This is a genomic window from Streptomyces sp. NPDC047525 (assembly GCF_040643025.1).
In the GTDB taxonomy this organism is placed as follows: Bacteria; Actinomycetota; Actinomycetes; order Streptomycetales; family Streptomycetaceae; genus Streptomyces; species Streptomyces durmitorensis.
This window is the reverse complement of record NZ_JBEYTL010000014.1, coordinates 16,290-29,856: the sequence shown is the minus strand read 5'-3', so window position 1 is coordinate 29,856 and position 13,567 is coordinate 16,290. Positions and strand designations below refer to the sequence as shown.

12 protein-coding genes are annotated in these 13,567 nt (G+C 70.6%); 11 read left to right on the top strand and 1 reads right to left on the bottom strand.

Annotated elements, in window-relative coordinates; translation table 11 throughout:
- The first annotated feature begins 67 nt into the window (after window positions 1-67).
- The 5 genes from ABZ833_RS32660 to rbsD all read left to right on the top strand — a co-directional run bounded on the left by ABZ833_RS32660 (window position 68) and on the right by rbsD (window position 6,005).
- On the top strand, window positions 68-1,084 hold the full coding sequence (locus tag ABZ833_RS32660; protein WP_361054214.1) for a LacI family DNA-binding transcriptional regulator: 1,017 nt from the start codon (window positions 68-70) through the stop codon (window positions 1,082-1,084).
- Entirely contained in the window at window positions 1,081-2,661 is a 1,581-nt protein-coding gene (locus ABZ833_RS32655; protein ID WP_361054211.1) for a sugar ABC transporter ATP-binding protein, read from the top strand. Before ABZ833_RS32660 ends, ABZ833_RS32655 begins: the two co-directional genes overlap by 4 nt.
- On the top strand, window positions 2,651-4,597 hold the full coding sequence (locus tag ABZ833_RS32650) for a substrate-binding domain-containing protein (protein WP_361054208.1): 1,947 nt from the start codon (window positions 2,651-2,653) through the stop codon (window positions 4,595-4,597). The genes ABZ833_RS32655 and ABZ833_RS32650 overlap by 11 nt, the downstream gene beginning before the upstream one ends.
- 68 nt (window positions 4,598-4,665) lie before the next feature.
- Entirely contained in the window at window positions 4,666-5,619 is a 954-nt protein-coding gene (locus ABZ833_RS32645; protein ID WP_361054205.1) for a ribokinase, read from the top strand.
- A complete protein-coding gene (rbsD, locus tag ABZ833_RS32640) occupies window positions 5,616-6,005 on the top strand; it encodes a D-ribose pyranase (protein ID WP_361054201.1) in 390 nt (129 codons plus the stop codon). Before ABZ833_RS32645 ends, rbsD begins: the two co-directional genes overlap by 4 nt.
- A gap of 28 nt (window positions 6,006-6,033) precedes the next feature.
- On the opposite strand, the gene ABZ833_RS32635 is transcribed toward rbsD, so the two are convergent.
- Window positions 6,034-6,927: a kinase gene (locus ABZ833_RS32635; RefSeq protein ID WP_361054615.1), complete on the bottom strand. Its 894-nt coding sequence runs from the start codon at window positions 6,925-6,927 to the stop codon at window positions 6,034-6,036.
- 221 nt (window positions 6,928-7,148) lie between these two features.
- On the opposite strand from ABZ833_RS32635, the gene ABZ833_RS32630 reads away from it, so the two are divergent.
- From ABZ833_RS32630 to ABZ833_RS32605, 6 genes are all read left to right on the top strand, one after another.
- Window positions 7,149-8,138 (top strand): pyridoxal-phosphate dependent enzyme, encoded by a 990-nt coding sequence (locus ABZ833_RS32630; protein WP_361054198.1) that lies wholly within the window; start codon window positions 7,149-7,151, stop codon window positions 8,136-8,138.
- 68 nt (window positions 8,139-8,206) lie between these two features.
- Window positions 8,207-9,034 carry a DUF364 domain-containing protein gene (locus ABZ833_RS32625; protein WP_361054195.1) on the top strand — a complete coding sequence of 276 codons (828 nt, stop codon included), beginning with the start codon at window positions 8,207-8,209 and terminating at the stop codon, window positions 9,032-9,034.
- Window positions 9,031-10,359 (top strand): MFS transporter, encoded by a 1,329-nt coding sequence (locus tag ABZ833_RS32620; RefSeq protein WP_361054191.1) that lies wholly within the window; start codon window positions 9,031-9,033, stop codon window positions 10,357-10,359. Before ABZ833_RS32625 ends, ABZ833_RS32620 begins: the two co-directional genes overlap by 4 nt.
- 227 nt (window positions 10,360-10,586) lie before the next feature.
- Window positions 10,587-11,723, top strand: coding sequence for an iron ABC transporter permease (locus ABZ833_RS32615; protein WP_361054188.1), 1,137 nt, complete (start codon window positions 10,587-10,589; stop codon window positions 11,721-11,723).
- A gap of 1 nt (window position 11,724) precedes the next feature.
- The gene (locus ABZ833_RS32610; protein ID WP_361054185.1) at window positions 11,725-12,504 is read left to right on the top strand and encodes an ABC transporter ATP-binding protein; all 780 of its coding nucleotides are present in this window, start codon (window positions 11,725-11,727) and stop codon (window positions 12,502-12,504) included.
- Between the two features lie 23 nt (window positions 12,505-12,527).
- Window positions 12,528-13,562: an ABC transporter substrate-binding protein gene (locus tag ABZ833_RS32605; RefSeq protein WP_361054182.1), complete on the top strand. Its 1,035-nt coding sequence runs from the start codon at window positions 12,528-12,530 to the stop codon at window positions 13,560-13,562.
- Window positions 13,563-13,567 lie beyond the last annotated feature (5 nt).

The following is a 13,567-nucleotide window of genomic DNA, read 5'->3' as shown; positions in this document are numbered from 1 at the left end:
TGCCACCCACCCGTGTAATCGATTCCAATCCTCCGTGTAATCGATTCCACAAGGAGGTGGACCGGCGATGGCGAGCATCAAGGACGTCGCGGCCGAGGCAGGCGTATCCGTCGCCACGGTCTCCCGCGTCCTGAACGATCACCCCTCGGTCAGCCCGGCCGCACGGGCCCGCGTGCTCGCCGCGACGGAGAGCCTCGGCTACCGCCCGAACGCCGTCGCCCGCTCGCTGCGCACCGCCCAGACCCGCACACTCGGCCTGGTCATCAGCGACGTGCTGAACCCGTACTTCACGGCCCTGGCCCGCTCCGTCGAGGAGGCGGCCCGCGCACTCGGCTACAGCGTGATCATCGGCAACGCCGACGAGCGGCCCGAGCTCCAGGACCACCACGTCCGCACGCTCCTCGACCGCCGGATCGACGGGCTCCTGGTCTCCCCCACCGACGGCGGCTCCCCGCTGATGCTCGACACCGCGCGCTCCAGCACCCCGATGGTCTTCGTGGACCGCTGGATCCCGGGCGTGGACGTCCCCGTCGTCCGCGCCGACGGCCGCGCGGCCGTCCGTGACCTGGTCGCCCACCTGCACGGCATCGGCCACCGCAGGCTCGCGATCATCGCCGGGCCCGCGGCCACCACCACGGGCAGCGAGCGCGTCGAGGCCTTCCGCGAGGCGCTCGGGGCGTACGGGCTGCCGCTGCCCGACGACCACATCGGGCAGGGCGACTTCCAGGCCGACAGCGGGCGCCGGGCCACCGAGCGGTTCCTCGCGCTGCCCGAGCCGCCCCACGTCATCTTCGCCGCGGACAACCTGATGGCGCTCGGCGCGCTCGACGCGATCCGCGCACACGGCCTGAGCGTCCCGCACGACATCGGGCTCGCCGCCTTCGACGACATCCCGTGGTTCGTGCACACCGATCCGCCGATCACCGCCATCGCCCAGCCGACCGGCGATCTGGGCCGCGCCGCCGTGCAGGCCCTGGTCGACCGGATCGAGGGCAGAAGCCCCCGGTCCGTCACCCTGCCCGCACGTCTCGTCGTACGCCGCTCCTGCGGCGAGTCCCCCACCGACCAGAGGAGCACCACGTGAGCAACCAGGACGAGTTGCCGCGCGCCACAGAGCACGACGCGGCCGAACTGCTGCGGATCGAAGGCATACGCAAGACCTTCCCCGGCGTCGTCGCGCTCGACTCCGTGGACTTCGACCTCCGCCGCGGCGAGGTGCACGTCCTGCTCGGCGAGAACGGCGCGGGCAAGAGCACGCTCATCAAGATGCTCTCCGGCGCCTACCGCCCCGACAGCGGCCGCATCCTCGTGGACGGCAGGGAAGCCCGCATCCACGGCGCGCAGGACGCCGAGCGGCTCGGCATCGCCACGATCTACCAGGAGTTCAACCTCGTACCCGACCTCACCGTCGCCGAGAACATCTTCCTGGGCCGGCAGCCCCGCCGCTTCGGGATGATCGACCGGAAGGCGATGGAGGAGGCCGCGGAGAAGCTCCTGAAGCGCGTCGGCGTCCAGGTGTCGCCTCGCGCCAAGGTGCGCGAACTGGGCATCGCCCGGCTCCAGATGGTGGAGATCGCCAAGGCGCTCAGCCTTCAGGCCCGCGTCCTGATCATGGACGAGCCGACGGCCGTCCTGACGAGCGAGGAGGTCGACAAGCTCTTCGCGATCGTGCGGCAGTTGCGCGCGGACGGTGTCGGCGTCGTCTTCATCACCCACCACCTGGAGGAGATCGCGGCGCTCGGCGACCGCGTCACCGTCCTGCGCGACGGCCGCAGCGTCGACCAGGTGCCCGCCTCGACCCCGGAGGACGAGCTCGTCCGCCTGATGGTGGGCCGGAGCATCGAGCAGCAGTATCCGCGCGAACGCCCGGACACCGGGGGTGCGTTGCTCACCGTGAAGGGCCTGACCCGCGACGGCGTCTTCCGCGACGTCAGCTTCGAGGTGCGGGCCGGTGAGGTCGTCGGCCTCGCGGGGCTCGTCGGCGCGGGACGGACCGAGGTGGCGCGCGCCGTCTTCGGCGCCGATCCGTACGACGCGGGCTCCGTCGACGTACGCGGTGAGCGGCTGCCCCGGCATGACGTGATCGCCGCGATGGGCGCGGGCATCGGCCTCGTACCGGAGGACCGCAAGGGCCAGGGGCTGCTGCTCGACGCCTCCGTGCAGGAGAACCTCGGTCTGGTGACGCTGCGTTCGGCGACCCGGTCCGGGCTCGTGGACCTCAAGGGCCAGCGCGTGGCGGCGGCCCGGATCGCCGAGCAGCTGGGCGTGCGGATGGCCGGGATCGGCCAGCACGTGCGCACGCTGTCCGGCGGCAACCAGCAGAAGGTCGTCATCGGCAAGTGGCTGCTCGCCGACACCAAGGTCCTGATCCTCGACGAGCCGACGCGCGGCATCGACGTGGGCGCGAAGGTCGAGATCTACCAGCTCATCAACGAACTGACGGCCTCGGGCCACGCGGTCCTGATGATCTCAAGCGATCTGCCCGAGGTCCTCGGCATGAGCGACCGCGTGCTCGTCATGGCGCAGGGCCGCATCGCGGGCGAACTCGCGGCGGACGACGCGACACAGGACGCGGTGATGGCACTCGCCGTCAGCAGTACGGCAGTTCAGGCAGCAGTCGAGAACGGAACAACCGAAGGGGAGGCCTCCCGTGGCCACTGAAACGCTGAAGAGCAACGCGGGTGGCGCCACCGGTCTGCGCCGCGTGCTGCTCGACAATGGCGCCCTGAGCGCCCTGGTCGTCCTCCTGGTGGCGATGTCGCTCCTGTCGGGCGACTTCCTCACCACCCAGAACCTGCTCAATGTGGGCGTGCAGGCCGCCGTCACGGCGATCCTGGCGTTCGGTGTCACCTTCGTCATCGTCTCGGCGGGCATCGACCTGTCGGTCGGTTCGGTGGCCGCACTGTCGGCCACCGTCCTTGCCTGGACGGCGACTTCGCAGGGTCTTCCGGTCTGGCTGGCGATCGTCTTCGCCGTCGGGACCGGCATAGCGTGCGGTTTCGTCAACGGACTTCTCGTCTCGTACGGCAAACTCCCGCCGTTCATCGCGACGCTGGCGATGCTCTCGGTGGCCCGTGGTCTCTCCCTGGTCATCTCGCAGGGCAGCCCGATCCCGTTCCCCGACTCTGTCTCCAACCTCGGTGACACGATCGGCGGCTGGCTGCCGGTCCCGGTCATCGTGATGATCGCGATGGGTCTGATCACGGCCGTCATCCTGGCCCGTACCTACATCGGCCGCTCCATGTACGCGATCGGCGGCAACGAAGAGGCCGCCCGCCTCTCCGGCCTGCGCGTCAAGCGGCAGAAGCTCGTCATCTACGGCCTCTCCGGCCTCTTCGCCGCCGTCGCGGGCATCGTCCTGGCGTCCCGTCTGGTCTCCGCGCAGCCGCAGGCCGCGCAGGGTTACGAGCTGGACGCGATCGCCGCGGTCGTCATCGGCGGCGCGAGCCTCGCGGGCGGTGTCGGCAAGGCGTCGGGCACCCTGATCGGCGCGCTGATCCTCGCGGTCCTGCGCAACGGCCTCAACCTCCTTTCGGTGTCCGCCTTCTGGCAGCAGGTCGTGATCGGCGTCGTCATCGCGCTCGCCGTGCTCCTCGACACGTTGCGCCGCAAGGCGGGCGCGACTCCGGGCGCCTCGACCGGCGCGGCGGCCGGAGGCGGAAAGAAGGGGCCACAGGTCCTGAAGCTCGGGATCGCCGCCGTGCTCGTGGCGGCCGTGGTCGGCGCCGTCTCCTTCTTCAACAACGGTTCGTCCGGTACGTCGACGAAGATCGGCATGTCGCTCTCCACCCTCAACAACCCCTTCTTCGTCCAGATGAAGGAGGGCGCGCAGGCGGAGGCCAAGAAGGCCGGGATCGACCTCACGGTCACGGACGCGCAGAACGACGCGTCGCAGCAGACCAACCAACTCCAGAACTTCACCGGCGAAGGCATGAAGTCGATCATCGTCAACCCGGTCGACTCGGACGCGGTGGGCCCGGCGGTGCGCGGCGCCAACAAGTCCGACATCCCGGTGATCGCCGCCGACCGCGGCGTGAACAAGGCGAAGGCGGCGACGCTCGTCGCCTCCGACAACGTGGCGGGCGGCAAGCTGGCCGCGAAGACCCTCGCGGAGAAGCTGGGCGGCAAGGGCAGGATCGTCACCCTGCAAGGCGTCGCGGGCACGTCGGCGAGCCGTGAGCGCGGCAAGGGCTTCGCCGAGGGCATCAAGGAGTACCCCGGCATCAAGGTCGTCGCCTCCCAGCCCGCGGACTTCGACCGCACCAAGGGCCTGGACGTCATGACGAACCTGATCCAGTCCAACCCCGGCATCGACGGCGTCTTCGCCGAGAACGACGAGATGGCCCTCGGCGCCGCCAAGGCGCTCGGCGGCAAGGCGGGCAAGTCGGTCTCGGTGGTCGGCTTCGACGGAACTCCCGACGGTCTCAAGGCAGTCGAGACGGGCACGCTGTACGCGTCCGTCGCGCAGCAGCCGAAGGAGCTGGGCAGGATCGCCGTCCAGAACGCGGTGAAGGCGGTGCGCGGCAAGGACGTCGAGTCGATGGTGAAGGTCCCGGTGAAGGTGGTCACGAAGAAGAACGTGGCCGACTTCTCCTGAACCCCACCCCCGGGGCACGCAGCCCCGCCGTCGCCGTCACCCCGTACGAGCAGGAGCTGGATCCACAGATGCACGACCACGACCACGCCACGTACGACCTCCTGGTCGTCGGGTCGGCCAACGCCGACCTGGTGATCGGCGTCGAGCGCCGCCCCGCCCCCGGCGAGACGGTCCTCGGCTCCGACCTCGCCACGCATCCCGGTGGCAAGGGCGCCAACCAGTCGGTCGCGGCGGCCCGCCTGGGCGCCCGCACCGCTCTGCTCGCCCGGGTCGGCGACGACGCACACGGCCGGCTCCTGCTCGCATCGCAGCGCGCGGCGGGCGCGGACACGGTCGGCGTCCTGGTCGGCGGGGCGCCCACGGGCGTCGCGCTGATCACCGTCGACCCGTCGGGCGACAACAGCATCGTGGTCTCGCCGGGCGCCAACGCCCGGCTGACCCCCGAGGACATCCACGCGGCGGGCAGTCTGCTCGCCGCGTCCCGGGTGATCTCGACCCAGCTGGAGATCCCGATCGAGACGGTCACGGAGCTCGTACGCACCCTTCCGGCGGCCACCCGCTTCGTCCTGAACCCGTCGCCTCCGGCACCCGTGCCCTCCGAAGTCCTCGCCGCCTGCGACCCGTTGGTGGTGAACGAACACGAGGCGCGCTACATCCTGGGCGACGACGCGTCCGCCACGGACTCCCCCGCCGACTGGGCGCGCGCGTTGCTGGCCCTCGGCCCCCGCTCGGTGGTGATCACCCTGGGCGCCGAGGGAGCGCTGACGGCGGACGGCGACAGCTCCCCCGTCGCCGTCCCCAGCCCGAAGGTGGACGCCGTGGACACGACCGGCGCGGGCGACGCGTTCACGGCAGCCCTTGCCTGGCGCCTCGGCCTGGGCGACGACCTCCCCACGGCGGCGGCGTACGCGGCGCGCGTCGGGGCGGCGTCGGTCACCCGGCAGGGCGCGCAGGAGTCGTACCCCACGTCCGACGAGGTCGAGGCCGAGGCCGAGGCCGAGACCGAGGTGCCGTCCGCATGAAGAAGACCGGCATCCTCAACCGCCATCTCTCCGGCGCCCTGGCCGAGTTGGGCCACGGGGACACGGTCCTGATCTGCGACGCGGGCATGCCCATACCGCCGGGCCCACGCGTCGTCGACCTGGCCTTCCGCGCGGGCGTCCCGCCCTTCGCCGAGGTCCTCGACGGGCTGCTCGCCGAGCTGGTCACGGAGGGCGGCACAGCGGCGGCCGAGGTCCGCGAGTCGAACCCGGCGACGGCCGCGCTCCTGGCCTCCCGCGTCACGCCCCTCACCCTGATCCCGCACGAGGAGCTCAAGCTGCGTACGGCGAAGGCCCGCCTGGTGGTACGCACCGGCGAGGCCACTCCGTACGCGAACGTGCTGCTGCGGTGCGGGGTGTTCTTCTAGCCCCGGACCGTTCTAGCCCCGGACCGTTCTAACCACGGGCTCTTCCCCCACCCCCGGGGAAACTCAGCGTCCGGTACACCGTCACCCCGCCCGCGAGCTCCCCGCACGCCTGCGCCGCCGCACTGACACGCTGCGTGTACGAGGGGTCGCCGGTGTCGAGGAGGATGCCGAGCGTCGTGCCGCTGTGCGCGACGGCGACGCCCAGGCCGCCGACCTCCCGGCAGATCTCCCGCATCGGCTCCAACGACCATTTGTCGCGCAGGAGTTGATTCATCTGGGCGCTGCGGGTCGCGACCCTGCCGACCTCCGCAAGGTCGCGTCGCCGGACGGCGCACGCGAGGCGGTCGAGCAGGCGCGCGTACTCGTGGCGGTCGGCCAGGGTGAACGGCTTGGGGATGCGATTGAAGTCGACCGTGTCGACCGAACCGCCCTCGTCGATCCCCACCACGGCCATGACCGGGAGTGACCCGAGGACGCCGCGCAGGCGCACGGTGCGGTGGTGGAAGGCGACGATCGCGGGGTAGAGCACCCCGTCCGTGGGCTCGATGTCCGCGAGCAGCCGCTCGATCCGGGACGGCGGCATCTCGACCCGCAGCGCCTGCCCGACCGCCCGCGCGGTCGCGACCAGGTCGGCCGACGAGCTCGCCAGGCCCTTGCCCTCGGGGATGACGCTGTTGACGTGGAGGGTTCCTCCTCCGGTCGACACGCCGGTCTGCCGCTCGGCCAACTCGCCGATCGTACGGGCCAGTCGGAGCGCCTTGGTCTTCCCGGCGGGACGGACCACCACGTCTTCGAGGGCGGGCTCCCGCCGGTAGGTGGCCATCGTCCACCGCGCGACGGGCAGCGTCACCAGGAAGTCCCCGTCCTCCTCCGGCAGCACGCCCTGCAGCAGCTCGCCGAAGGTCCCGAAGGCGGTGCCCACTCCGGTTCCGGCCGCTCCCGCATCCGGCCCCGCACCCGGCCTCCCGCCCGCCGGGCGGGGCCGCGGTCCGACCTCCTGGGACAGCTTCACAGGTCTCCTCTCATCGTCCGGCATCCCCTGCGGACCCACAGGCTGCCACAGCCCTAACCGTCTTGACAATCATTTTCATCTAGTGTGATGCTCTCGGCTCGGCGACCGAACACAGGGGGCAGAGGGCAGACATGCACGACCACATAGCCGAAGCGGTGAAGAGACCCGATCTCATATCCCTGGAGCCGGACTTGGTCTGTCTCCGATTCGAGACGATGAAGATCTATTCGGCTCTGGGAGCGGTCCGTCACCTGCTGGATTCAGGTGCCGTGAAACCCGGCGACACCCTCATCGACAGTTCCAGCGGCATCTACGCACAGGCCCTGGCTCTCGCCTGTCACCGCTACGGAATGAAATGCCACATCGTGGGTTCCACGACCGTGGACCGCACCCTGCGCATCCAGCTGGAGATACTCGGCGCCACCCTGGAACAGGTGCGGCCGTCCAAGAATCTCCGGCTCGACCAGGAGCTGAGAGTGCGGCGCATCGCCGAGATACTCGAGGCGAATCCGTCGTACCACTGGATGCGGCAGTACCACGACAGCATTCATTACCTCGGCTACCGCGACGTGGCCGAGACCATCGAGGCCGAGGTCCCCGAGGGGCCGCTCGCCCTGGTGGGCGGGGTCGGCTCGGGGGCGTCGACCGGCGCCATCGCCGGATATCTGCGGGACGCGGGCCGCGACGTGTCGCTCGTCGGCGTGCAGCCCTTCGGCAGCGTCACCTTCGGCTCGGAGAACGTGGCCGACCCCGACATGATCATCGCGGGGATCGGCAGCGCCATCGAATTCAAGAACGTCAGGCACAAAGCCTACGACCGCGTGCACTGGGTGAATTTCGACTGCGCGGTGTCCGGCGCGGTCTCGCTCCTGAGGACCAGCGGCATCTTCGCCGGGCTTTCCACCGGGGCCGCCTATCTGACCGCTCTGTGGGAAAAGCGCCGCGACGACTCCCGTACGTACGTCTTCATCGCGGCGGACACGGGCCACCGCTATGTCGAGAGCGCCTACGCGCAACACGCCCAGGCGCCGGACATCGACACCTTGAAGCCGCATGAAATCACCTCGCTCGACGAGCTGAGGCATCCCTGGTCGACCACTTCATGGCCCGACCTTCCATGACCGCGTCACCACCGCATACCGCGTCACCACCGCGTACCGCGTCCACCACCACTCTGAAAGCACTCCACATGTCACACCCCGAGCCGCGCACGCCCCACAACGTCGCGGAGCTCATCGACGCCGTCCTGGCGGGCGACCACGGCCCCGACCCCAAGGATCTCTCCGTCACCAGCGCGTTCTGGCTGTACAACACGACCCGCCTCGCGGGCAGCCAAGTGACGTACCACAACCACTACTTGCTGCTCCGCGTCGGCACGGCCTTCGGCGCCTGCTCCTTCGAGGCCGGTGAACTCGCCCCGGACTTCTGCGAGAACGCCTCGGGCCACACCCTCGACAAGCTCCTTCGCGCCGAGTCCACACCCGTGCGCATCGCCGCGCTCGACGCCTATCTCGCGCAGGTGAGCCCGCACCGGGACGCCGCGGGAGCCGAGCGCGTCACGCTGCCCACCGGCACCCCCGAGGTCCGGGCCAAGGCCCGCGACGCCACCATCGCCGGGCTGCTCGACATCGAGCCGGGCGCGAAGGTGGCGCTCATCGGCGTGGTCAACCCGCTCGTCGCGGCGATACGCGAGCGGGGCGGCGTCTGCCTGCCCTGCGACCTCAATCTCCGTACGACCCAGTGGGGCGACCAGATCACCGACGACATGACCGAGGTCCTGAAGGAAGCCGACGCCGTGGTCGCCACCGGCATGACGCTGAGCAACGGCACCTTCGACCTGATCCTCGCGCACTGCCGCGAGCACGAGGTGCCGCTGGTGGTGTACGCGCAGAGCGGCAGCGCCGTGGCCCGCGCGTTCCTGCCCGCGGGGGTCACCGGCCTGTCCGCAGAGCCCTTCGCGTTCTCCCAGTTCAGCGCCGACGAGACGCCCCTCTACCGCTACCGGGAGGCGGCGTGAGCGTCGACTCCAAGGGCTCCGAAGTGGCTTCCCGGGACTCCGCCGACGACGAGGCGATGCCGGGCGACCTGCGGATGGCCCGCACACTGTGGCCGGTCCTGGTCGCGTCCGCGGTCGGCCTGCTGCCGTTCACCGTCTTCAGCACCTACCTGGTCCCCATGGCCGAGGACGCCGACAGCAGTGTCGCCACGCTGGGCGGCCTGCGCGGACTCGGCGGTCTCGCCGCCCTGTTGGTGGGCACCGCGCTCGCCCCGCTGATCGACCGGGTGCGCAAGGAGTGGGCCGCCGCGGGCGGACTCGCCGCGCTGGGCGTGTCCGCCGCCCTCGGCGCCAGCGGGGACTTCATCCTGCTGGCCGTGTTCTGCCTGCTCGTCGGCGCGAGTACGTCGGTCCTGAACCCGGCGCTGACGGCGGCCGCCGCCGACCGCTTCGGCTCCGGGAAGGCCGCGGGTCGCGCGGCGACGCTCGTCACGGCGACCCAGTCGATGACGGCGATGCTGGCGGCGCCTGTCATCGCGCTGCCCGCGCTGTTCTGGGGCTGGCAGGGTGACCTGTTCGCGGTGACCGGGGTATCACTGCTCCTGGCCGCCGTCTTCTTCGTGCGCGGCAAGGACAAGCCGGTCGAGGAGAACGACGCGGGTCAACGCCTGGGCTACATCGCCTCGTTCAAGGCGCTCGGGGCGCTCCCCGGTGTCGTGCCGCTGCTGCTCATCGCCCTGCTGCGCACGGCCGTGTTCATGGGCTACCTCTCCTACCTCGCGGCCTACTACGACGACCGGTTCGCACTCGACCCCGGTCTCTTCGCGTTCGTGTGGACGCTCAGCGGAGCCTCGTTCTTCGTGAGCAATCTCCTCACGGGACGGATCACGAACTCCGCCGAGCCGCGGATCGGCACGGAACGGATGCTGGCCATCGGCCTGGTCGCCGCGCTCGTCTCGGTCGTGGGCTTCTACTTCACGCACTGGCTGCCGCTCGCGCTCGCCATGACGTCCCTGCACGCGGCAAGCCACGCCGTGGTGGCCGCGTGCGTGGTCAGCCTGCTCGTCCGGCGCTGCGGCACCCAGCGTGGCGCGGCCCTGAGCGTGAACGCCGCGGGAATGAGCCTCGGGGTCTTCGTGGGCGCGGGCCTGGGCGGACTCGGCCTCGGACTCGCCGGCTATCCGGGGATCGCCGCGGTCTTCGGGGCGCTGGTGGTCGCCGCGCTGGTGGCGGCGGTGTTCGTGCTGCGGGCGGGGCCGGTGTCTGAGGGGCCCGTGGATGAGGGCCCGGTGGACGGGGATCCGGCGGACAAGAGCCCGGCGAAGGGATCCGGGGCTGCCGCCTAGCGCCTCGCAGCCGCCCGTCCGCCCTGCCCTGCCCTGCCCTGCGGCGAGCGGGCGGCCTCACCCCAGGCCGTCTCACCCTCACGTTGCCTCACCCAGGCTGCTGCACGCCCTGCCGCCGCACCCGAGCTGCTCCGCACCCCACCCCACCCATCCGGCCCCGATCCACGGACCCCAGCCCCCCGACTCCACGCCACCCGCTTCATCCCCGCCTCGAAAGGCTGACCGTCATGCCACCGCCCGCGCCCTCCCCCACGGCAGCCCATGCCATGGCGTTCGACGCGCCCCCTGCGGATCCACCGGCCAAGGGCGTGCGGACCCGGCTCGCTTCCCGGGCGGGTCTTGCGGTGGCGTGCGCCGTGCTCCTCGCCGTGCTCCTCGTCTCCGTCGTCGTGGCCATCGGGCTCGGCTCCGCCGTCGTCACGCCGGGCGACACCGCCCGGCTGCTGTGGGCCGCGATGAGCGGCGGGAGCATCGATGCCGATGAGGTGACGACGTATCAGATCATCTGGCAGATCCGTACACCTCGCGTGCTCCTGGCGGCACTGGTGGGCGCGGGCCTCAGTGCGGTCGGCGTCGCCATCCAGGCTTTGGTGCGCAACGCCCTCGCCGATCCCTTCGTCCTGGGTGTCTCCTCCGGGGCGTCGGTCGGCGCGGTCGGCGTCACGGTCACGGGCGGGCTCGCGGCGCTCGGCATCTACGCGGTGTCGGCGGGGGCGTTCATCGGCGCGCTCGTCGCCTCCGTTCTCGTGTACGTCGCCTCCGCGAGCCGCGGCGGCGGGCTCTCGCCGCTGCGGCTCGTCCTGACGGGCGTGGCCATGGCGCTCGGCTTCCAGGCCGTGATGAGCGTGATCATCTACTTCGCGCCGGACAGCGAGGCGACCAGCATGGTCCTGTACTGGACGATGGGCAGCTTCGGCGCGGCGAGTTGGGGCGCCCTGCCCGTCGTGGCCGCCTGCGTGCTGCTCGGCCTCGCCGTGCTGTACCGGTACAGCCGGGCGCTCGACGTCCTGGCGCTCGGCGACGAGACCGCGACGAGCCTGGGCATCAGCCCCGACCGGCACCGCAAGGGCCTGCTCCTGCTCGCCTCCCTCATCACCGGGGTGATGGTCGCCGTGAGCGGGGCGATCAGCTTCGTCGGCCTGGTCATGCCCCATCTCGTACGCATGGTGGTCGGCGCCACGCACGCACGGGTGCTGGCCGTCGCACCGCTCGTCGGAGCGGTGTTCATGGTCTGGGTCGACCTGGTGTCGCGGACGCTCGTGGCGCCGCGCGAGCTGCCGCTCGGGGTCATCACGGCGCTGGTCGGGGTGCCGGTGTTCATCGCGCTGATGCGGCGCAAGGGCTATATGTTCGGGGGGCGTTGAGATGGAACTCGCACTCGACGGCCTGTCCGTGACGATCGACGGCAAGCTCCTGGTCCGTGACCTGTCCCTCGCGGTGGGCGACGGCCAGATCGTGGGCCTGGTCGGCCCGAACGGCAGTGGAAAGTCCACCGCCCTCAAATGCGTCTACCGCGCGCTGCGCCCCAGCTCCGGCGTGGTCCGGGTGGGCGACGACGACCTCTCACGCCTGACGCCGCGCCGCAGCGCGCAGGTCGTCGCCGCGATGGCCCAGGACGGCGCGGTGGACCTCGACTTCACGGTGGCGGAGGTCGTGGCCCTGGGCCGCGCGCCCCATCTGCGCGGAAACCAGGCACTCGGCGCGCGCGAACGGGACCTGTGCGCGCGGACGATGGCCCGTCTCGACCTGACCCGCCTCGCCGACCGCGGCGTACTCACCCTGTCGGGCGGTGAACGCCAACGCGTGCTGCTGGCAAGGGCGTTGGTGCAGGAGCCGCGGATCCTGGTCCTCGACGAACCGACCAACCACCTCGACGTGCGCCACCAGATCGAGCTCCTCTCGCTCCTGAAGGGCTCGGGCCTCACCGTCCTCGTGGTGCTGCACGACCTGAACCTCGCGGCGGCCGCGTGCGACCGCATCGGGGTGCTGTCCCAGGGCGCGCTGGTGGCCGCCGGAACGCCGGAAGAGGTGCTGACCACGGGTCTCGTCGACGAGGTGTTCGGCGTCAAGGCCAGCGTGATCAGCCACCCCCTGACCGGCGACCCCCAACTCCTCTACGCACTGAGCCCCTCGTCTCCCCTCTGAACACCGAAAGGCACCACCAGGCCATGCCCGGAACACGTACACGTACGCGCACACATACACGCACACGTACAAGCACCGCCGTCGGATCCGCGCTCGCGGCCGCCCTGCTGCTCGGCGGCTGCGGCGCCGAGGTCGACGCGGACCCCAAGTCCGCGGGCCCCTCCGAGAAGACCACCGTCGAGCGCTGCGGCGAGCCGGTCACGTACAAGACCCCGCGACGTGCGGTGGTCTACGAGGGCGGCAGCGCGGACAAGATGTTCAGCCTCGGCCTGACCGAGCACGTCCACGGCTATGTGATGCCACCGGCCAACCCGCCGGTGAGCGAGTCCCCTTGGGCGTCGGAGTACGCCAAGGTGAAGATGCTCAGCGACGACCTGCTCAACAAGGAGCTCGTCGTGCAGGCCAAGTCGGACTTCGTCGTCGCCGGCTGGAACTCGGGCTTCAGCGACCAGCGGGGCATCACTCCACAGATCCTGGACAAGCTCGGCATCCAGAGCTTCATGCACACGGAGAGCTGCTTCAACTACCCCAAGTACCCACAGAAAGTAACCCCGTTCAAGGCCCTCTACTCGGACCTCGACCGCCTCGGCAAGATCTTCCACGTCGAGAAGAAGGCGGACGAGGTCGTGGGCGGCCTCAAGAAGCGCGTGGCCGCCGTCGAGTCCAAGGCCCCCAAGGGCGGCACCCCGGTCCCCGTCTTCCTCTACGACTCCGGCACGGACCAGCCCTTCACGGCGGGCAGCCAGGTCCCGCCCAACGACATCATCAAGTCCGCGGGCGGCAAGAACATCTTCGACGGTCTGGACGAGCGGTGGACCCAGGTGAACTGGGAGGCCGTCGCCAAGGCCGAGCCGGAGGTCGTCATCATCTTCGACTACGGCGACATGCCCGCCAAGAAGAAGATCGACTTCCTGAAGAAGTCCCCGCACACCAAGGAACTGCCCGCCGTGAAGAAGAACAACTTCTTCGTGCTCGACTACAACGAGGGCATCAGCGGGCCGCGCAACATCGACGGCCTGGAGAAGTTCGGGAAGTACGTGCGGGAACTGAAGCGGTGAAGCCG